This is a genomic window from Bifidobacterium sp. H6bp9 (assembly GCF_032193695.1).
GTDB classification, from domain to species: Bacteria; Actinomycetota; Actinomycetes; order Actinomycetales; family Bifidobacteriaceae; genus Bombiscardovia; species Bombiscardovia kimbladii.
In genome coordinates this window covers 18,717-38,261 of the sequence record NZ_JASTZY010000004.1, presented here as the reverse complement: position 1 = coordinate 38,261, position 19,545 = coordinate 18,717, and the positions used below count along the sequence as shown (strand labels likewise).

Annotated in this window: 18 protein-coding genes; 8 read left to right on the top strand and 10 right to left on the bottom strand. The window is 61.6% G+C overall.

The window, feature by feature from the left end:
* Positions 1 to 20 precede the first annotated feature (20 nt).
* Positions 21 to 1,037, bottom strand: a complete 1,017-nt coding sequence (locus QRX40_RS06290) for a YdcF family protein (protein WP_313837098.1) — start codon at positions 1,035 to 1,037, stop codon at positions 21 to 23.
* Between the two features lie 356 nt (positions 1,038 to 1,393).
* Between QRX40_RS06290 and QRX40_RS06285 the strand changes: the two genes are divergently transcribed.
* Genes QRX40_RS06285 through QRX40_RS06275 form a run of 3 tightly spaced genes read left to right on the top strand, consistent with a single transcriptional unit; the run spans position 1,394 to position 4,415 of the window.
* Positions 1,394 to 2,212, top strand: coding sequence for a (Fe-S)-binding protein (locus tag QRX40_RS06285; protein WP_313837096.1), 819 nt, complete (start codon positions 1,394 to 1,396; stop codon positions 2,210 to 2,212).
* On the top strand, positions 2,209 to 3,714 hold the full coding sequence (locus tag QRX40_RS06280; RefSeq protein WP_313837094.1) for a LutB/LldF family L-lactate oxidation iron-sulfur protein: 1,506 nt from the start codon (positions 2,209 to 2,211) through the stop codon (positions 3,712 to 3,714). Before QRX40_RS06285 ends, QRX40_RS06280 begins: the two co-directional genes overlap by 4 nt.
* Complete coding sequence (locus tag QRX40_RS06275) at positions 3,711 to 4,415, top strand: lactate utilization protein C (protein ID WP_045923943.1); 705 nt, start codon at positions 3,711 to 3,713, stop codon at positions 4,413 to 4,415. Before QRX40_RS06280 ends, QRX40_RS06275 begins: the two co-directional genes overlap by 4 nt.
* Before the next feature lie 105 nt (positions 4,416 to 4,520).
* On the opposite strand, the gene rimM is transcribed toward QRX40_RS06275, so the two are convergent.
* From rimM to ffh, 5 genes are all read right to left on the bottom strand, one after another.
* Positions 4,521 to 5,126 (bottom strand): ribosome maturation factor RimM, encoded by a 606-nt coding sequence (rimM, locus tag QRX40_RS06270; protein ID WP_313837093.1) that lies wholly within the window; start codon positions 5,124 to 5,126, stop codon positions 4,521 to 4,523.
* Positions 5,123 to 5,356 (bottom strand): RNA-binding protein, encoded by a 234-nt coding sequence (locus tag QRX40_RS06265; RefSeq protein WP_015021362.1) that lies wholly within the window; start codon positions 5,354 to 5,356, stop codon positions 5,123 to 5,125. Before QRX40_RS06265 ends, rimM begins: the two co-directional genes overlap by 4 nt.
* 35 nt (positions 5,357 to 5,391) lie before the next feature.
* Positions 5,392 to 5,850, bottom strand: coding sequence for a 30S ribosomal protein S16 (gene rpsP / locus QRX40_RS06260; protein WP_045923945.1), 459 nt, complete (start codon positions 5,848 to 5,850; stop codon positions 5,392 to 5,394).
* Positions 5,851 to 6,021: 171 nt separating this feature from the next.
* Positions 6,022 to 6,984, bottom strand: coding sequence for an endonuclease/exonuclease/phosphatase family protein (locus QRX40_RS06255; protein ID WP_313837092.1), 963 nt, complete (start codon positions 6,982 to 6,984; stop codon positions 6,022 to 6,024).
* A gap of 30 nt (positions 6,985 to 7,014) precedes the next feature.
* Positions 7,015 to 8,631 carry a signal recognition particle protein gene (gene ffh, locus QRX40_RS06250; protein ID WP_313837091.1) on the bottom strand — a complete coding sequence of 539 codons (1,617 nt, stop codon included), beginning with the start codon at positions 8,629 to 8,631 and terminating at the stop codon, positions 7,015 to 7,017.
* A 406-nt stretch (positions 8,632 to 9,037) separates the two neighbouring features.
* Between ffh and QRX40_RS06245 the strand changes: the two genes are divergently transcribed.
* The 4 genes from QRX40_RS06245 (at position 9,038) to QRX40_RS06230 (ending at position 13,441) form a co-directional block, all read left to right on the top strand.
* A complete protein-coding gene (locus QRX40_RS06245) occupies positions 9,038 to 10,348 on the top strand; it encodes an ABC transporter substrate-binding protein (protein WP_101431937.1) in 1,311 nt (436 codons plus the stop codon).
* Positions 10,349 to 10,379: 31 nt separating this feature from the next.
* On the top strand, positions 10,380 to 11,315 hold the full coding sequence (locus QRX40_RS06240) for a carbohydrate ABC transporter permease (RefSeq protein WP_306221733.1): 936 nt from the start codon (positions 10,380 to 10,382) through the stop codon (positions 11,313 to 11,315).
* Positions 11,316 to 11,335: 20 nt separating this feature from the next.
* Positions 11,336 to 12,217 (top strand): carbohydrate ABC transporter permease, encoded by an 882-nt coding sequence (locus tag QRX40_RS06235; protein WP_313837086.1) that lies wholly within the window; start codon positions 11,336 to 11,338, stop codon positions 12,215 to 12,217.
* A gap of 93 nt (positions 12,218 to 12,310) precedes the next feature.
* A complete protein-coding gene (locus QRX40_RS06230) occupies positions 12,311 to 13,441 on the top strand; it encodes a glycoside hydrolase family 172 protein (RefSeq protein WP_396184434.1) in 1,131 nt (376 codons plus the stop codon).
* Positions 13,442 to 13,467: 26 nt separating this feature from the next.
* On the opposite strand, the gene QRX40_RS06225 is transcribed toward QRX40_RS06230, so the two are convergent.
* Positions 13,468 to 14,478: a LacI family DNA-binding transcriptional regulator gene (locus QRX40_RS06225; protein ID WP_313837085.1), complete on the bottom strand. Its 1,011-nt coding sequence runs from the start codon at positions 14,476 to 14,478 to the stop codon at positions 13,468 to 13,470.
* A gap of 4 nt (positions 14,479 to 14,482) precedes the next feature.
* Positions 14,483 to 16,060, bottom strand: a complete 1,578-nt coding sequence (gene cysS, locus QRX40_RS06220) for a cysteine--tRNA ligase (RefSeq protein WP_313837083.1) — start codon at positions 16,058 to 16,060, stop codon at positions 14,483 to 14,485.
* A gap of 91 nt (positions 16,061 to 16,151) precedes the next feature.
* On the opposite strand from cysS, the gene QRX40_RS06215 reads away from it, so the two are divergent.
* The gene (locus QRX40_RS06215) at positions 16,152 to 16,877 is read left to right on the top strand and encodes a type 1 glutamine amidotransferase (protein WP_313837082.1); all 726 of its coding nucleotides are present in this window, start codon (positions 16,152 to 16,154) and stop codon (positions 16,875 to 16,877) included.
* Positions 16,878 to 16,879: 2 nt separating this feature from the next.
* Here the strand turns inward: QRX40_RS06215 and QRX40_RS06210 are convergent, their stop codons facing one another.
* Together QRX40_RS06210 and QRX40_RS06205 are read right to left on the bottom strand one after the other, a co-directional pair.
* On the bottom strand, positions 16,880 to 18,826 hold the full coding sequence (locus QRX40_RS06210) for an ABC-F family ATP-binding cassette domain-containing protein (RefSeq protein WP_313837081.1): 1,947 nt from the start codon (positions 18,824 to 18,826) through the stop codon (positions 16,880 to 16,882).
* A 54-nt stretch (positions 18,827 to 18,880) separates the two neighbouring features.
* Positions 18,881 to 19,540: a sugar O-acetyltransferase gene (locus tag QRX40_RS06205; protein WP_313837080.1), complete on the bottom strand. Its 660-nt coding sequence runs from the start codon at positions 19,538 to 19,540 to the stop codon at positions 18,881 to 18,883.
* Between the last annotated feature and the right edge of the window lie 5 nt (positions 19,541 to 19,545).

Below are 19,545 nucleotides of genomic sequence, written 5' to 3'. Positions count from 1 at the left end.
CTTCTGAAGGGTTGATGGTGTTAATGCAGGACTGAAATGCCGATCCAGACGGCCCAGCCTATCGCAAGGACCAGGTAGGGCCACCAGTGCATGCGGGTGATGGCCACGAACTCCCGGATGAAGGCGGTCGGCCAGTAGTAGCCCTTGGTGTGGGAGCCGATTCCGTCGGCATTCAGTCCGACCTTACTGGCGTATTCGCTGGCCCGGAAGACGTGGTAGTCGCTGGTGACCAAGGCTACCCGGTAATGCTCAGGTCCGGTGCCCATCTCGTAGCGGTCGTCCAGGATCTGCTTGGAGTAGCGCAGGTTCTCCAGGGTTGTGGTCGATCTGTCCTCCATGATGATGGCCTCGGCTGGCACCCCGCAGGAGTTGCGCAAATACTGAGCCATGGCCCTTGCCTCGCTGATCACCTCGTCGGGGCCTTGCCCGCCGGAGACCACGAAGCGCCCCAGGCGCCCCTGCCGCTTCCAGAGGTCTACAGCCTTGTCCAGCCGTCCCCGGAGCAGAGGCGTGGGTTCTTCGCCGCGCAGACCTGCTCCGTGGACGATGATGTAGTCGTAGCGACGCTTACGGGGCAGCAGCCTGTAAAAACTGGAATAGAGCAGCAGGGCCAGGAAGGAGAAGAAGAACCAGGTGGCTTCCAGGTCGATCAGCCCAGCCAGCTTCTGCAGCCATGAGGGAGCGCCAAACCCTGCTAGGAGGGGCGAAAGAATCATGTAGGCCACCACGGCCAGCGCCAGTAATCCGGGCAGCAGAGTGGTCAGGGAGATCCCCTCGTGTCGGATGACGATGACCGTGTTGGCCAGCAGGAAGCAGATCACCAGCAGGGGAGAGGCAATGAGCAGGATGACCAGGGGCAGGATCAGCCAGCGCATGCCGAACTGCAGAAGAAGCGCTCCGCCCAGGGTCAGCAGCAGGAGCAGAAACCAGATGGCATTGCGGAACTGCCGTGGCTCCTTGTGCAGGTCCCAGAGGAAGAGCAGGCCGAAGATGATGGCGGGTGCATAGAGCAGGAGGAGCTGCATATAGTTGGTCATGCCTTGATTTCCCTTCCCGAGGACGAACTGGCAGGGTTTTATTCCACTGTAGCGAACAGACGAGCCGCCGCTCGTCCTTGACATGCCACTGCTTTCCAGCCTGCCGTGGTAGCATATATGTGGTAAATCTCACACGTTCAAAAGCTGAGGGTGGGCGATTCCCGACGGTGCGAATTCCAGGTCGATACCATGATAATGATGGGTCCTTTCAGGATTGCACATCGGTGCCTGCATGGGCGTGGTTGGTCGCAAGGCAGCGATGCGGTGGGAGGATCAGGGGTTCAAGTGATGTTGGGTTTCTCCGCGATCCGGAGATGGTTCGGACCTGGCGTGCAAGGTTGTAGAGAGGTGCGGTAATGAAAGTAGTAATATTCTCCACCTGCGTGGTGGACCTCATGTTTCCGAACGTGGGGAAGGCCATGGTGGAGGTGCTGGAGCGGTTCGGCTGCGACACCTACCTTCCAAAGGAGCAGATCTGCTGCGCCCAGCCCACCTTCAACAGCGGGTATGTCAAGGAGAGCATGCAGGTCATGCGCAACGAGGTTGATGCCCTGCTGAGCGTAGACGCCGACTACATCGTGGGTCCGGCGGGCTCCTGCGTGAATATGCTCAAGGAGCTGCCCTTCCATCTCAAGAACGACCCGGTCTATGCCGCCAAGGCCCAGACCATGGCTGACAAGACCTATGAGTTCTCGCAGTTCCTCTATCGTGTGCTGGGTGTGCTGGATGCGGGCGCTGAGCTTGATGCCGTGGCCACCTACCACCGCTCCTGCCACATGACACGGCTGCTGGGGGAACGGACCAGCCCATTTGTTCTGCTTGACCACGTCAAGGGTCTGACCATGATCCCCCTGCCGCATATCGAGAACTGCTGTGGGTTCGGCGGCATGTTCTCCATGAAGGAGCCTGAGATCTCCAAGCAGATGGTGGATGAGAAGGTGAACGACGTGCTCAGCACCAATGCCAGCGTCCTCATCTCCTGCGATCCGGGCTGCCTGATGAACATCGGAGGCCGTTTCAACCGGCGTGGCGAGAAGATCACCATCATGCACCTGGCTGAGGTGCTCAATCACAACGTGGACATGAGCCGCGTCAAGTATGTGGAAGGCCGCTCTGCTGGCGATGGGGCTGCGGGCTCCGTCAGAGCCGCCAAGGAAGAGGGGGCTCTGGTATGAGCAGCATGGTCAATGGCAAGAAGGCCGCGCAATATCTGCGGACCAGCAAGGCTCCCTTCCTGACCAGGGTCAAAGAGTCCGAGCAGGACAAATTCGCCCAGCAGGCTGTGGCCAAGGCCCAGGATGCGCAGTGGGTCAAGCGTGAGGCCGCCCGCAAGGAACTTGGCAACTGGGAGCAGTGGCGCGACCTTGGCGAGCAGATCCGCCAGCACGTCATCCGCTACCTGCCTGACTACCTGGAGGAGTTCGCCGACAACGTGGAGAAGCGCGGCGGCCACGTCTTCTTCGCCCAGACCGACGATGAGGCTGCCCAGTACATCAAGCAGATCGCCATCGAAAAGAAGGCCAAGCACGTCGTCAAGAGCAAGTCCATGGTGACCAGCGAGATCAACCTGGATCCTACGCTGATGACGGTGCCCGGCCTAGAGGTGCTGGAGACCGACCTGGCCGAGTTCATCCTGGAGGAGGACGACTGGGACCAGCCCACCCATCTGGTCTTCCCTGCCCTGCACAAGAACCGCGAACAGGTTCGTCAGGTTTTCGAGAAGAAGCTGGGTTACAAGGGCGACAATGACCCCCAGCACATGGCTCGCTTCTCGCGCAAGGTTCTGCGCAAGCACTTCCTCGAGGCCGACATGGGCATCACTGGCTGCAACTTCGCTGTGGCTGACACCGGCATGATCAACCTGGTGACCAACGAGGGCAACGCCGACCTGGCTATGTGCATTCCCAAGACCCAGGTGGTGGTCATGGGCATGGAGCGTCTGGTGCCGACCATGAAGGAGGCCGAGACCATGGATAACATGCTGGCCCGGTCCGCTGTCGGCCAGAAGCTGACCTCCTATCTGACCTACACCGCACCACGTACCGGCCAGGAGTCGGACGGACCGGACGATGTCTATGTGGTCATTCTGGATAACGGGCGCTCCAACGCTCTGGGAACGGTCTTCGAGCCTATTCTTCAGTGCATCCGTTGCGCCTCCTGCCTGAACGTCTGCCCCATCTACCGGCACATCGGCGGTCACGGCTACGGATCCATCTATCCCGGTCCTGTGGGCTCGGTGCTCTCGCCGGTGCTGGACGGTGGCTACGACGACTTCGGGGATCTGCCCTACGCCTGCAGCCTGTGCGCAGCATGCACGGCCACCTGCCCGGTCAAGATCCCCCTGCATCAGCTCATGATCGAGCACAGGCGGATTATGATGGATGATCAGTCCCAGGCCAATCTGATCGACGATACAGTCATGAGGGTCATGGGCCTGGGCACCGGCCATTCCTCGCTCTTCCGTACCGCCCTAGGGGTGGATCACACCATGCTGACGCCCATATCCAAGAAGCAGCCGGAGACAGCCAAGAACCTCTTCGCCAGTGATCGGCACGTGGAATGGATGCCCTTCGTCTTCGGCGGATGGACCAAGGTTCGTGATCTGCCGGATCCGCCCAAGCACGGGCAGAACTTCCGCAGTTGGTTCGCTCATCACAAGAAGGAGCAGCAGGCATGACCGATCGTGAGGTATTCCTGGACTACCTGGCCAAGAAGAGCGGACGGCCCCGCCACCAGCTCAAGGACCACCCTCTGGTGCCGGTCAACGACCTGCCGGAGACCACCCTGTCCGGCCACACCCAGGACGAGCTGCTGGAGATCGCCCGGAAGAGCAGCGAGGCTGTCCATGTGGACTTCCGCACCTGCACCAAGGCCGAGTTGCCCACTGCATTGGACGAGTTCATCGATTCGCGCAAGGACGACAGCGACCATGTGATGCTGCCCACCTCCGACCTGTTTGCGGATTTCGGCCTGGAGGAGTGGAGGGACGGTCTGAACCCGCCCGCCACTTTCTGGAAGCCGGGGGCCAGCCGCGAGGAGAACATCAAGACCGCCGACGAGTCCGGGACGGCCATAGCCTTTGCGGACTTCCTGCTGGCCGAGTCGGGCACCATCACCGTGGCTACCACCCCGGGTCAGGGCCGTGCCTTCCACTTCCTGCCGGTGCACTATCTGAGCATCATCCGCAAGTCGAAGATCCTGCCCCGAACACGGCAAGCCATGGACTACTATGATCCGGCCCTGGTCTCAGGTGAGCTCAAGACCTCCAACATCAACTTCATTACCGGCCCCTCCAACACGGGCGACATCGAGATGGTGATCGTGGTGGGCGTGCATGGCCCCCTGGATATGACATATCTTGTGGTTGAAGACATGTAGTTCTATAACATTTCCTGCTTAGGCAGGGCGCATTTCCCATATGTGGGGGTCAGCGGCTCGAAGAAGGACGCTGACCCCCACATACGCTTCTGCTGAAAGACGGGTTCAGACCAGGCCAGGCAGAAGCCCTCCAGGTGGGTCGATGGCCACGTACCCGTTTTCAATGTCAACCTGGGGTACCAGGGCTTCGACGAAGGGTATCAGCCCTTCCGCCTCCTCGTCGTCTTCTTTGGTGGTCATGCGGATCTGCAGCTGCTGCTGGGCTACGCCGTCCAGCACGTCGCTGACTTGGCCGACCACTCGTCCGGAGGGCTCGCCCAGAGAGTTGCCCGGAGCCATGCGAACCTCGAGTCCAATCAGATCCTCGGGATACCAGGCATCCTCCTGCGCCAGCTCCTCGGCTGGATCAGCCTGGACATACAGTTCGAGGCCGTTCAGCGCTTCGGAGGCGTTCCTGTCTTCCACCCCTTTGAAGAGGACGATCCAACGCTGTTTGAAGCGCCGGGAGGAGACTACCGTGAAAACCTGCCCGTCCTTGGTCTGCAACTGGGAGTCGGGGGCGAAGCGCCGCTCAGGCTCGTCGGTGTAGGCATATAGGTTGACCTCGCCCTTGAGTCCCTGGGCGCGGCCAATACGGCAGACCCTCAGCAACCTTCGCTGCTGAGGGTCCGGACCCTGCGGGTCGTGATTGGTGGACCGGCTGGGGCTCACCGGCGCACGTCCATGATGTCGACGCGCACCTTGTGGTCTGCCAGCGCCTGGATCACGGTGCGGATGGCGTTGGCGGTCCTGCCGCCCCTGCCGATCACGCGGCCAATATCCTCGGGGTTGACCCGCACCCGCAACAGTTCTCCGCGAGAGTTCTCGTGGGACTTGACCGACACGTCATCGGGAAAGTCCACGATGTTCCTGATCAGGTGCTCAACGGCCTGTGCAAGCATGATAGCCGGTCCTTCCAATCCTCAGTAAATATGCCTTACTCAGCTGCCTGCTCGGCCTGGGCGGCATCTGCCGACTCATCGGCCTTGGGGGCTTCCTTCTCCGCCTGGGCCTTGGCCTTGGCATCAGCCTCGGACTTGGCAGCCTTGAGCTTCTGAGCTTCGTTCTGTGCCTGCTCAATGCGGGCCTGGGCATCGATCTCGGCCTGGGGCACCTTCAGAGTGCCTTCCTTGCCGGGCAGATCCTTGAACTTCTGCCAGTCACCGGTGATCTTCAGAAGGTTGAAGACAGGGTCACTTGGCTGAGCGCCTACACCCAGCCAGTACTGGGCGCGCTCGGAGTCGATCTTGATTGAAGAGGGCTGGGTGTTGGGATCGTAGGTGCCGATCTCCTCGATGACCTTGCCATCGCGCTTCTTGCGGGAATCGACCACGACCACGCGGTAGAAGGGGTAGAACTTCTTGCCCATTCTCTTCAGACGAATTCTGGTTGCCAAAACGGCTCTCCTTGGTACTTGGTGTGCCCGGCGGCGTCTCCATGTGGGGCATGGTGGCGCTCCTGGCGTGTTCCTCACGGCCGTCGGAATGAGAGGGCTCCTCCGGACATGAATAACAGCAAAAGTATACCTCAACCGGGGGATATGGCGGGTGGTGAATTTGTATGGTGTTCAGAGCCGATGCGGCGGAGTCAGCCGGGCTACCAGCGCTCGGTGGTCGCTGCCTGGAATCCGTAGGGCGTGCATGGATTGTGGGACCAGGTCGCCGTCCGTCAGAATATGATCGATTTCAATCAACGAGGGCAGCGCGCTTGCCGATGGGAAAGTCAGGTGGCTGCCGGCTTTCAGATGCAAAGAAGCGTCATGCAGCCCGGATTTGGCCAGCATAGCCCGGAAGGTCGGATGCTGCAGGGTGGCGTTGCAATCGCCCATGACGATGGTGGGCACGGGTGGATGGGTCAGCCTGGCCAGGGCAGCGATGCCCATGCCCCACTGTTTGGCGCCTCGTTGGGGCGATTTAGGATGAACGCTGGCCACTCGGATCGGTCCGGAGCTGGTCTTGAGCTCGACTAGGGGTACTGCAGCTGCCGGAAGGTCCAGAGCCGATGGCGAGGCTTTGACGGGTTGGTGGGCCGAGAAGATGGCGTTGTAGCCGCCGTTGTCGTCAGGGCTAGCAGTACCCTGTGTCAGGTAGGGAAGGTGCTGATTCAGGCCTGCATCCTGGAGCGATTCCAGCAGCTTCCCCTTTACCTCTTGCAGGGCCAGCACTTCTACTCCATAGGTGCGCACGCAACGCACGACTTCTTCAGGATCAGCCCGGCCGAAGCGACAGTTCAGAGTCATGACGCTCAGTCCATGGTCGGAAGATGGTTGGCCGGTCCGGTCTGCTGGAGGTAGTCGGTAAAGCAGGCGTTGGCAGCTGACCAGAGTAAGTTCAATCAGCGCCAGCAGGCATTGGGGCCAGGCACCTGCGACGACCGTCCATATCAATATGACCGACAGGGGAACGGCCAAGAGGTCGATCAGAGCGATCAGCTCCACCAGAGGGCGGTGCCAATCAGCTCCGGCAGGGAGGAAGCGCAGGGCCATCCACAAGGCGATGAGCCCCAGGAGAATCCAGAGAAGGGTGTTCACGTGCCATTGTCTCCTGCAGGAGAGAGGGGTTTAGCGGCCGCCGAAGAGACCGCCCAGTCCGCCGCCAAGGTTGGGCGGCAGGTCCGGCAGGCCTTCAGGCATCTGCGGAGTTTCGGGGCGCTTGGCGAAGGCGGAGCCGCCGGAGGATTTGCCCTTGCCGGACAGGCGCTCGCGTAACGCCTTCTCTTCGGCCTCCCGCTTCATAGGATTGCCTGAACGGGAGCCCTTGCGGCCTTTCTTGCCCTTTTTGCCCTTCTTGCCGCCGCCAGCGCCCATGCCGCCCATGCCTGGGATCGAGCGGCTGCCATTGGTCATCCGCTTCATCATCTTGGCTGCCCGCTCGAACCGCTGCAGCAGGCCGTTGACAGCCGAGACCGTAGTGCCGGCGCCATAGGCGATCCGGGCCCGCCGCGAGCCGTCGATGATGCTGGGGTCGCGTCGTTCCTGGGGAGTCATCGACTGGATGATGGCCTGGGTCCGATCCACCTCCTTCTCATCGAACTGCTCAAGCTCTTTGCGGTGCTGGGCCATGCCCGGGATCATGCCCAGGATGCTCTTGAAGGAACCCAGCTTGCGAACCTGTTGGAGCTGCTCCAGAAAGTCGTCCAAACCGAAGCTGCCCTCGGACATCTTCCCGGCGGCCTTGCGGGCCTCCTCCTCATCGAACTGGCGCTGGGCCTGCTCGATCAGGGTCAGGATGTCACCCATGTCCAGAATGCGGGAGGCCATCCGGTCGGGGTGGAAGACCTCGAAGTCCTTGAGGCCCTCGCCGTTGGAGTCGAAGAGGATGGGCTTGCCGGTCACCGAGGCCACCGACAGGGCCGCACCGCCTCGGGCATCGCCGTCCAGCTTGGACAGGACCACGCCGGTGAAATCCACGCCCTGGTTGAAAGCCTTGGCTGTGGCGACCGCGTCCTGGCCGATCATGGCATCGATGACGAAGAGTATCTCGTCGGGGTGGACGGCATCGCGGATATTGCGGGCCTGCTCCATCAGCTCCTGATCCACGCCCAGCCGACCGGCCGTATCAATGATGACCACGTCATAGAGCTTGTCCTTGGCCACCCTGATCGAGTCGGCTGCCACTTTGACCGGATCGCCTGTGACCTGCCCCGGGGCTGCCAGCTCGGATCCGCTGGTCTGCACGCCTGGCTCGGGTGCGTATACCGGCACTTCGGCGCGCTCGCCGACCACCTGGAGCTGGGTGACCGCATTGGGCCGCTGCAGGTCGGCCGCCACCAGCAGGGGGGTGTGGCCGGCATCCTTGAGCCAGTAGCCTAATTTGCCGGCCAACGTGGTCTTGCCGGCACCCTGCAGGCCAGCCAGCATGATGACTGTGGGCGGATTCTTGGCGAAATTGAGCGGTCGATCCACTCCAGCGCCCAGGATGTCAGTCAGTTCGTCGTAGACGATGGAGACCACCTGCTGGGCCGGGTTCAGGGCCTTGGAGACCTCCTCGCCCAGGGCGCGTTCCCTGATGCGCCCGGTAAAGGAGCGCACCACGTCCAGGGAGACATCGGCATCCAGGAGGGCGCGGCGGATCTCGCGGATTGTGCCGTCGATGTCGGCCTCGGTCAGCTTCCCCTTGGAACGCAGATGGGTGAAGGCCTGGGAGAGCCGGTCGGTCAAAGATGAAAATGCTGCCATAATGCCCCAAGTCTACCTGTCAGCCGGGAGATTGGCCGGCAGCTCCGTAAGGCCTGCGCCCTGAGCCTACCAGACGTAGGAGGTTCGGGAGAATTCGATATTGACGGGCGAACGGTTGTAGTGCTTTGACTGTTGAGAAGTACGGAAACAATGGTTGAACACGGGTGTATCGATCACAAGAAGGAGAGTGAGAGGGTCTGAGCAGCTATATAGAAGAAAGATATGAGTCTACTTTGTGTCTTCTTGACATGGTGCCCAACCAGCTTCTATACTGAATCGAAACGATTCGACATTTCGGTTGCATCGACGGCATGGTCAACGTCTGCACTACGCCCGAAGTCGAAACCTTTCGACATGTTGAATCGCAGTAGATGGATGCAAGGATGCAAGGAAGTTAGGAGCCATCATGAAGATCAGAAGAGGGATCGGGGCGGCCTTGGCCTTGGCCATGTCGATCCTGCCGCTGGCGGCCTGCGGATCGGGGGGCGATGCTCCCCAGGAAGCCCATCCGTCCAGCATCAAAATCTGGTACTACGAGGAGCCCAGCAGCGGTCAGGCCCGGGGCTGGCTGAAGGCTGCCGATATCTTTACCCGACAGACCGGCATCAAGGTGGATTTCGAGGTAAAGTCATTCACGCAGATTGCCCAGAATGGCAGTCAGTTCCTCAACTCGGACGACGCCCCGGACGTCATGGAGTCCAATCGCGGCAACGGCTCGGCCGGGGTCCTGTCCACCCTGCAGCTGCTGACCGACCTGAAGCCCTATGTGCAGAAGTACGGCTGGGACAAGAAGGTGCGCGGCCAGGCGGCGGCAGTGGGCAAGTACGACAAGCGCGGCGTCATGGACGGGGATACCTGGTACGGGGTTTCCTCCTACGCGGAGATGCAGCGCGTCTACTACAACAAGGACTTGTTTGCCAAGTACAAGATTCCCATCCCGCAAACCTTTGACCAGTTCGTGGCAGCCCTCAAGGCCTTCAAGAGCCACGGCGTCACGCCCATAGCGGCCGATGCCCAGGAATATGGGGTGCTCTGGCTCTGGTGGCAGCTGGCCATGACCAAGGCCGATGCCCAATTCGTCGACGACTGGCAGCTCTACAAGCATCCAGTCAACTGGCGCAGCAAGCCGCTGACCTTCGCCACCAACACCATCCGTGACTGGATCGACAAGGGATATATCTCCAAGAACGCCACCGGCATGAAGGCCGAGGACACGACCACGGCATTCATCAAGGGGACCTATCCCATCTACCAGACCGGCACCTGGAACCAGACCCGCTTCATGGAGCAGGTCAAGGCTTTCGACTGGACGGCATCCATCTTCCCGGGGGCCAAGATGGTCGAGGGCTGCGCGGGCAACCTGCTGGTCATCCCGCAGAAGTCACGGCGCAAGGATGCCGCGGCCCGCTATATCAATGTGGTTCTGTCCAAGGAGGTTCAGAACTACATCGGCAACAAGGGCGGCGTGCCAGTGGCGGCTGACACGGCGGCTATTACCAACCCCAAGAGCCGTGATCTGGTCAATGAATACACCAAAGCCTCGGACGCCAGCCGGATGAGCTACTATCCCGACTACCCTGCGCCCAACCTGACCGACGCCATGCCGGCCGCCTTCCAAGAGCTGGTCAACGGGACCAAGAGCCCCGACCAGGTTTTGGACACCCTGCATAAGAACTACGACGACGGCGTCGCCCAGCTCGATCTCGATGACGACTGAGCTGCGTCAATCCGCCAAGGAGAGTACAAGCATGTCTGACACACATAGCAGGAAGAAGGCGCAGTCCCGCATCCCGGGCAGTGCGCCCTCGCGGTTCGTTCCTTATCTGATTCCCGGTCTGATAGGCATCGTGGCCATCGTCATCGTGCCCATCTTCTGGAACATCTACCTGAGCTTCACCCGCTGGAGGGGAGTGGGGCCGACCAAATGGGTGGGTCTGCGCAACTGGCGACGACTCATGGGCGACTCGACATTCTGGGTCTCCTTCGGGCACACCCTCTGGATCATCGTGGCCATCGTCATCATCCCCACGGTTCTGGGCCTGCTGATCTCCTCGGCCCTGACTGACGTGATCCAGAAGAAGTTCGGCCCCCACACCTCCTCGACCCTGCGGGCCCTCTACTACCTGCCCCAGGTTCTGCCTGTGGCCGTAGCCACCATCATCATGGGCTGGATCTTCCGGCCTGAAGACGGTGCGGTCAACGACCTGCTGACCAAGATCGGCCTGGGCGGACTGGCCCACAACTGGCTGGGCTCGACCACCACGGCCCTGCCCATCCTCATGGTCATCCTGATCTGGATCCAGCTGGGCTATCCCATCGTCATCTTCATGTCCGGACTGCAGCGGGTAGACCCTGAACTCTACGAGGCAGCCAGCCTGGACGGGGCCAACTGGTGGCAGAAGTTCCGCGTCATCACTCTGCCCTCCATCATTCCCGAGCTCCTGGTGGTCATTCTCACATCTACCATCGGTGCGCTGAAGACCTTCGCTCCGGTTTATTTGCTGACCAAGGGCGGGCCCGGCACCTCCACTATGGTTCCCTCCTACTACTCCTACAACCAGTTCTTCCAGGTGCAGCAGGTGGGCTACGGTGCCGCCATCTCGACATCCCTGACCGTGGTCATCGTCATCTTCTCCATCGTCTTCACCATCGTGCAGAAGCGCGTGCAAAAGAACATCGCCTGAGGAAGGCTAGGAAGCACATCATGAATAATCAAGCCACGCTGCAAGCCGACGCCCGGGTGTCCTCCCGGCACGCCCATAGAATCCGCACCTGGGGGGACTGGGCCGGTCTGATCCTGCTGATTGCCGGAGCCCTGATCATGCTCTTCCCCCTGCTGATCCTGGTCCTGAACGCTTTCAAGACCACGGCTGACTACAACGCCACGGGTCCCCTGTCCGTGCCCGCACACTTCAGCATGGACGGCATCATCTCCTTCTGGAACAAGAGCAATTTCCCGCTCAAGCTGGGCAACTCCCTGTTGATTTCCCTGGTAGTGGCCGTTGTCGGGGTCCTGCTTTCGGTCCTCAACTCCTTCGCTCTGGGCATCGGCAGGGTCAAGGGCAACACGGTCATCCTCCTGTTCATCATGCTGGCCAACATGGTCCCCCAGGAGGCCCTGCTCTATCCGCTCTACGTCATGTTCAAATGGATGGGCTTCTACAACTCCCAGTGGTCCATCATCATCATCTTCACCATCATCCAGAGCGCCTACGGCACCTACCTGCTCTCCTCGGTCTACGGTACCTTCCCCCAGGCCATCCTGGAAGCGGCCACCGTCGATGGGGCCTCGCGCTGGCAGATTCTGCGCAAGATCGTACTGCCGGTGTCCTGGTCGACCATCAGCGTCCTCTTTGTCTTCTTCTTCATCTGGACCTGGAACGAGTACATGATCCCCATGGCCTTCCTGATGAGCGAGAAGACGCAGACCATACCGCTGGCTCTGGCGACCATGCAGGGGCAGCACACCATGGCTGCCACCGACCTGGCATCCGCCTCCCTGCTCAGCATCATCCCCACCATCATCTTCTTCATCTTCTTCCAGAGGAAGCTCTCGCAGGGGATAGTGGCAGGTGCTGTCAAGTAATCGCCGTTGCACAAGTACACTGAACATGGCCGCCCGCTGCAAGAGGGCAGAGGAGGGGAGCGGGCGGCCCGAACATGAAAGGCAACCACAACCATGGGTATGACCATGCCGAACTTCACCAACGGTCTTGAGGCGCTGACTCGCCCATCCACAGACCGCACCCGTTGCATCAACGCCGAGAACCCTCGGGGAGGCAAGGGCAGCGCAGCTATGACTGCAAGCAATCTCGGTCCATCCAGAAAAGGAACCCCATGCCTGAGGAACATCCCTCCTGGGCAGGACATGGTTCTAGCCGACCTGTCCGGCGCGGGCGAGATCCGTCATATCTGGATGACCGTGACCGATGCCACTTCGCCTACCGGGCCCAACGTCCTGCGCAATCTGATTCTGGAATGTTACTGGGATGGGGAACAGACACCCTCAGTCTGCGTGCCTTTGGGCGACTTCTTCTGCTGTGGCCACGCCCAGGCCTGCCGGGTGGAGTCCGTGCCTGTAGCTGTCTACCCACGCCGGGGCTTCAACTGCTACTGGCCCATGCCTTTCCATCACGGGGCACGGATCGTCCTGCGCAACTGCCACAACGAGCCCATCGAGGCCTTCTTTTACCAGATCGACTATGTGGAAAAGGACGAGCTGCCCGAGCAGGTAATGACCTTCCATGCCCAGTGGCGCCGTCAGCGGGTCACCGAACTGGGTCAGGACTATGTGATCCTGGACGGAGTACATGGCCGGGGCTCCTACGTGGGTACCTATCTGGCTCTGACTGCCCTGGAGAGCCGCTGGTGGGGCGAGGGCGAGGTCAAGGTCTACCTGGACGGGGACAAGGACTATCCCACTTGGTGCTCCACGGGCAGCGAGGACTACTTCGGCGGTGCCTGGAGCTTTGCCGGGCAGGATCCGGATGGTCGTATGCACGAGGTCACCTACAGCGGGGCCTACATGGGATTTCCCTTCCATTCCAGGCAATTGGATAATCGCGAATCCCAGTACTGGGATGCCGATACCCCGGTGACCAGAGGATTCTATCGTTGGCACATTCCCGATCCCATTATTTTCGCGAGCGATATCAAGGTGACCTTGCAGCAGATAGGCGTGGACGAACAGGGCTACTTCGAACGTCAAGATGACCTGGCCAGTGTGGCCTATTGGTACCAACAGGAGCCTCACCAGCCCTTCCCGCACAATGTGCTGGAGACAGGGGAGAGGGACCGTCGGCCACGCTGAGTGGCGGCTCGGGCGGTCTCCGGCTTCTATCGGCTGATGGAGGAGCGGTCGATCAGCTTGGGACGCTCCAGTTGGACTCGGCCGGCCAGGGAAGCCCCCTCCTCCACAGCCTGGGTCAGCAGATCCGCAGCCTTGGCACACAGTGAGCGGGGGGTAAGGGGCATCTCTGAGATGCCTTGAAGCTCAAGAGTGGGGCTGACCTTGCCTGCGGCGCAAGACAGAACGGCCACGTCATCAGGAATACTCATGCCGTCCGAGCGCATGCGAATCACCACGGTGTCCAGCAGGGAGGGGCGGATCTGGCCGATCAGGCCATCGATGCGGCCGTGATGGATAAGATCCAGCACCTGCTGGGTATAGGCCAAATCGCTGCCGGTAGGTCCCGGCTGAAGCTGCAGATCCATGCCCAAGCGGCAGGCCCAGGTCTTGAGACTGCGTAGCAGGATAAGGCGGAAGCCGGAACCGCGCCGGTATTCGCCCTCGAGATCCTCCAGAAAGAGCAGGCGTTTGCATCCCGCCCGGGCCATGGCTTCCACCGCCATGCGGCCCATCAGTTCGAAGTCCAAATCCACACAGGCGCAGGCTGCGTGCTGCTGAGGCACTCCCAAGGCCACGCAGGGGCGTCCGTATGAGGCGGCCTGGGCGGCGCGTATGTCATCGTCCACCAGATCCATCAGGACCACGCCGTCGGCCAGATTGCTGCGGGTGACCCGCCGAATATCTTCGACGCCGTTTTCGGCGGTCAGCAGCAGGGAGTCATAGCCACGGGCATGCTCGCAGCTGGCCATCTCGATGAAGTAATCCGCGTAGGAGGCCCGGTTCTGCCCGGGGCGCAGGGGGGCGCTCAGGGCGACAATCTGATTGCGCTTGGCCCGCAGCATTCGGGCACCGGCATCCGGGGCGTAGTCCAGTTCGTCGGCGGCTTGCATGATCCGCTGGTAGGTTTCCGGAGAGACGGGACGCTTGCCAGAGAAGGCATAAGAGACTGTGCTGACCGAGACTCCGGCCCTTCTGGCGACATCGCGTATATCGGACATGAGGTCAGCGGTTCAGATCCCAGGTGCTGCCAGCGGGTGTGTCCGCCACGGTCACGCCGGCCGCCGTCAGCTGATTCCTGATGGCATCGGCCCGGGCGAAGTCATGATCCTTTCGTGCTTGATCGCGTTCCTTCAACTGCTGGCCTACCAAGGCATCCAGGGTGTTCATGGCTTGATCGTCATGGTCGGCTGCAGCCCCGGCCCAGTGGGGATCGAGGGGATCAAGGCCGAAGACATCCAGCATGGCTCTGACTTGGAGCAGGGCATTAGCCAGCCACTTCCGATCCAGAGCATTCGGATCCGCAGCCATGGCCGCGTTGGCTTGACGGATCAGTGCATAGAGGGCGGCCAGGCCGCCTGAGACGTTGATGTCGTCATTCATGGCCTGCACAAAGTCCTCCGGCAGATCATCCGCGCCCAGTCCAGCCACGCGGGCACGCTCGGGCTGTGCGCCCAGGATCCGCCCGGCCCGGTCCACGAAGTTGCGGATGCGCTCGTAGGCGCCCTCGGCCTCCTGCAGGGACTGGTCGGACCATTCCAGCATGGACCGGTACTGCACCGAGACCAGGGCGTAGCGCACCACCCAGGCCGGATGCTGCGAAAGCACCTGGCCCACGGACAGCCCGTTGCCCAGGGACTTGCTCATCTTCTCGCCCTTCTGGGTCACCCAGGCCGTGTGCATCCACCGATGGGCGAACCCCCACCCGGCTGCGTGCGACTGGGCCATCTCGTTCTCGTGGTGGGGGAAGCGCAGGTCCAGGCCGCCTCCGTGGATGTCGAACTCCGCGCCCAGATAGCGGTGGCTCATGGCCGAGCATTCCAGATGCCAGCCCGGCCGACCTGTGCCGAAGGGTGTTTGCCAACGAGCCGTGGGTGGATCGGTGGGCTTGGGCGCTTTCCAAAGTGCGAAGTCGCGGGGGTCGCGCTTGCCGGGCTCCTCATCGGGGTCGGCAGCTTGCTCATCGGTGTCGACACTGGGTCCCAGCCGGTCGTTGGCGGCGGCCTGTTCGTCAGCGGGCTGGGTGCCGGTCTGCTGGTGGGTCAGGGCACCATACTCGGGCCAGGAAGCCACGTCGAAGTAGACGTTGCCTGATGGGCGGCCCTGTTCGTCGGGCACCACATAGGCGTGGCCGCGGTCGATGATGCGCTGGATCAGATCGATCATCTCGGGGATGTGCCCGGTGGCTCGGGGCTCGTAGGTGGGTGGCAGGGCTCCCATGGTCTCATAGGCATGGGTGAATTCGCGCTCGTAGATGTAGGCCCGCTCCCACCAGCGCTGGCCGTTGGCCGCCGCCTTGGTCAGGATCTTGTCGTCGATATCAGTCACGTTGCGGATCAGGGTCACCTGGTAGCCCAGCCTGAGCAGCCAGCGCCTGATCACGTCGAAGGCCAAGGTGGTCCTGATGTGGCCGATGTGGGGCGAGCTCTGCACCGTGGCCCCGCACACGTAGATGCCAACCTTGCCCGGTTCGATAGGCCGGAAGGGGGTCACCTGGTGACCAGCTGTGTCATACAGACGCAGACCAGCTGCGGCCAGGCTGACTGAAGCCTTGGAATCATGCGGTTGCGAACTCGTGTCCATATCCTTGAGCCTACCAAGGCTTGCTGACTGCCCAAGGGGAAATGCCGAGCCTGTAGACCCGGTCCGATGGCATCTGTGCAAGAATGGAATCATGGCGAAACCTAGGGTGCTGGTGGTCCAGCATGTGGATTGGGAGAAGCCGGGTCGCATTCTCGACAACCTCCAGGAGTGCGGGCTGGATACCGAGATCACCAATATCGTGGACGAGAAGAAGCCCAAGCTGCCGCGCTCGCGTGAGTTGGCGGGACTGGTCATCATGGGCGGGCCCATGTCGGCTGACGACTACGCGCATCACCCCGGACTCAAGGCGGAGACCAAGCTGGCCAAGGCGGCGATGGCTGCCAACAAACCCATTCTGGGGATTTGCCTGGGTCATCAGATTTTGGCGCGCGCCCTGGGAGGCACCCTGATGCGGGATCAGGATCCCGAATACGGCATGGGCCCCATCCGCTGGGTGGGGCAGGACGACGACGTGGCCATGTGGAGCAAGAACACGGATGTGCTGCACTGGCACGCCGACCAGGTCACCCTCCCGCCGGGGGCCAAGCTTCTGGCCCGCTCCCAGGCAACCAAGGTTCAGGCTTTTCGGCTTGGATCGGCCTTGGGCCTGCAGTTCCACCTGGAGGTGACGGCGCCCATTTTCGAGGAGTGGATGCAGGTGCCGAGCATGGTTGGCACGATGAAGAAGTCCAAGATCGCTAAAATGCGCGAAGAATTTATCAAAGGGATGCCGCAGATGCAGCCTCTGGCCGATGCTGTCTTCTCTGCCTTTGCGGCCAGGTGCTCGACTCAGGCCGCCCAGCTGGCTGCCGCCTGAGGCTACTCCAGCTCCTCCCCGATGGTCAGCCACTCCTCCTCTAGCTGGTCCGACTGCCCGGTCAGATCCTTGAGCTTGCTGTTGAGCTCGTTGAGACCCTGGTAGTCGCCTGGGTCGTGCTCAGCCATCTGTCGTTCAAGTTCCTTGCGTTGATCAGCCAGCTTGGCCAGCTTGCGTTCGATGGCGGAGGCCTGCTTGTTAAGATTTCGCCTGGCAACACGTTCGGCCTTGGCCTGATTATGATTCCCGGTCTCCTTGGCTGATGCCTGGCCCGGTGCATCCGCAGCTTCCCGGTCGGCCGATTCGACCATGTCCAGGTAGTCTTGGACGCCGCCGGGCAGGTGAACCACCTTGCCGTTGATCAGGGCGAACTGCTGGTCGGTCACCCGCTCCAGCAGGTAGCGGTCGTGGGAGACCACGATCAGAGTGCCTGGCCACGAATCCAGCATGTCTTCCATGACGGCCAGCATGTCGGTGTCCAGGTCGTTGCCTGGCTCGTCCATGACCAGCACGTTGGGCTCGTCCAGCAGGATGAGCAGGAGCTGCATGCGGCGCTTCTGTCCGCCAGAGAGGTCGCCGATCCTGGTCATCAGCTGGGAGCTTTCAAAGCCCAAGCGCTCCATCAGCTGGCTGGGGGACACCTCCTTGCCCTCCACCAGATAGGTGGGCTTGTAGCGGCTGAGAACCTCCTTGATCCGATAGCGGCTCAGTTTCTCCAGCTCGTCCAGACGTTGGGTCAGCACCGCAAAGCGGACCGTCTTGCCCACCTTGACGTGTCCTGCCGTGGGAGCCACGCTGCCGTCAATCAGACCGAGCAGGGTGGACTTGCCCGCTCCGTTGGCGCCTACGATGCCGAATCGGTCGCCGGGGCCGATCAGCCAGGTCACGTCGTCCAGGACCTTGTGTCCGCTGATGGTGAGGGTGTCGGCTGCCGCAGTGCCCGGACGGTCCTTGCCGGGATCGGCGGCCACGGTCACCGAGCCCATCAGTGGGCGCTCGGCATGAGGGGAGGGGACCCGGTCGTTCCTGTTTCCATCGGCATCGGAGTCGGCCCCTGGATAGATCTTGGTCACGTCGACCAGGTCCACCACCTGCTTGCCCAGGCGTGAGGTGGCCATCCGCTTGAGTTCCAGGCTGTTGCGCATGGGCGGCACGTCGGCGATCAGCTCCTGCGCGGCCTTGACATGGAATTTCTGCTTGGTCGACCGGGCCCGGGCTCCTCGGGTCAGCCAGGCCAGTTCCTTGCGGGCCAGGTTGCGGCGCTTGGTCTCGGCCAGATCCGCCTGGCGCTCGCGCTCCACCCGCTGGAGCATGTAGGCGCTGTAGCCGCCCTCGAAGGGGTCGATGGTTCCGTCATGCACCTCCCACATGGAGGTGCAGACTTCGTCTAGGAACCAGCGGTCGTGGGTGACCAGCAGGAGGGCTCCGGAATTCTTGGCCCAGCGGTTCTTCAGATGCTCGGCCAGCCAGTGGATGGTGAGCAGATCCAGATGATTGGTCGGCTCATCCAGGGCCAGGATGTCCCAATCCTGAAGCAGCAGCCGGGCCAGATCCACCCTGCGGCGCTGACCGCCTGACAGGGTGCCCACCTTGGCCTCCAGCTCCATGCCGCCCAGAAGGGACTCGACGATCTCGCGGGATCTGGGGTCGGCAGCCCATTCGTAGTCTTGTCGATTCTCCAGGGCCGCCTTGCGGACCGTGTCCTCGTCCTTCAGGGGATCACGTTGGTCCAGCATGCCAAAGGTGAGTCCATTGCGCATGGTCACCCGGCCCTGTTCGGGTTCCTGGGTGCCTTTCAGCAGGTGCAGCAGGGTGGACTTGCCGTCGCCGTTTCGGCCCACGATGCCGATACGATCACCCTCGAAGATGCCCTGCGTCACATCCGTAAAGATGGTTTTGGTGGCGAAGGATAGAGCGACGTGTTCCAGACCGAGATCATAGATGGGCATGATTCCCCAATCTACCGCCAGCCTTGGATGGAATGAGCTCTGGGCTTTCAGGGGTTATTGGTCCTGGCTGTTTTCCTGGTCCCGCTGACGAATTCTGTCTAGATAGCCAGTTCTGTCCGCATCGGTGATAGGTCGCAGGACAGTGCAGGGGTTGCCGACCGCAACTACCTGATCCGGTATGTCATGGGTGACGACAGACCCCGCTCCGATGACGGCCCCACGGCCAATCCGCACTCCTCCCCGGACGACCACGTGACCGCCCAGCCAGACGCCCTGGCAGATTTCGATGGGTCGGGCCTGGCAGGCGCCAGCCTTCCGTTCCTCATAGTCCAGGGCATGGTTGGTGCAGAAGAGCCCTGCGCCGGGGCCTATCCACACGTTCCTGCCTATGGTGATCGGAGCGTTGTCCAGCATGACGGCCCCATAATTGATCAGCGTCTGGCTGCCGACTCGTATGTTGCACCCGACTTCGCATCTGAAGTCCGGATTGATGACGACATCCTGCTCTACCCGGCCCAGCAGGTCTTCCAGAATCCGTCGGCGTTCCTGCTTCTGTCCGGGGCCGGTCCTGTTGTATTCAAGGAAGAGGTTCTCGGCCCGTTCCCTCTGGCGATCGATGTCGGGATGGGTGTCCTGATAGACCTGACCGGATACCATCCGCTCCCATTCGATTCGGCCGGTCCGGCTCATTCCCGCCGTCACATCGTCAGTCATGGGCA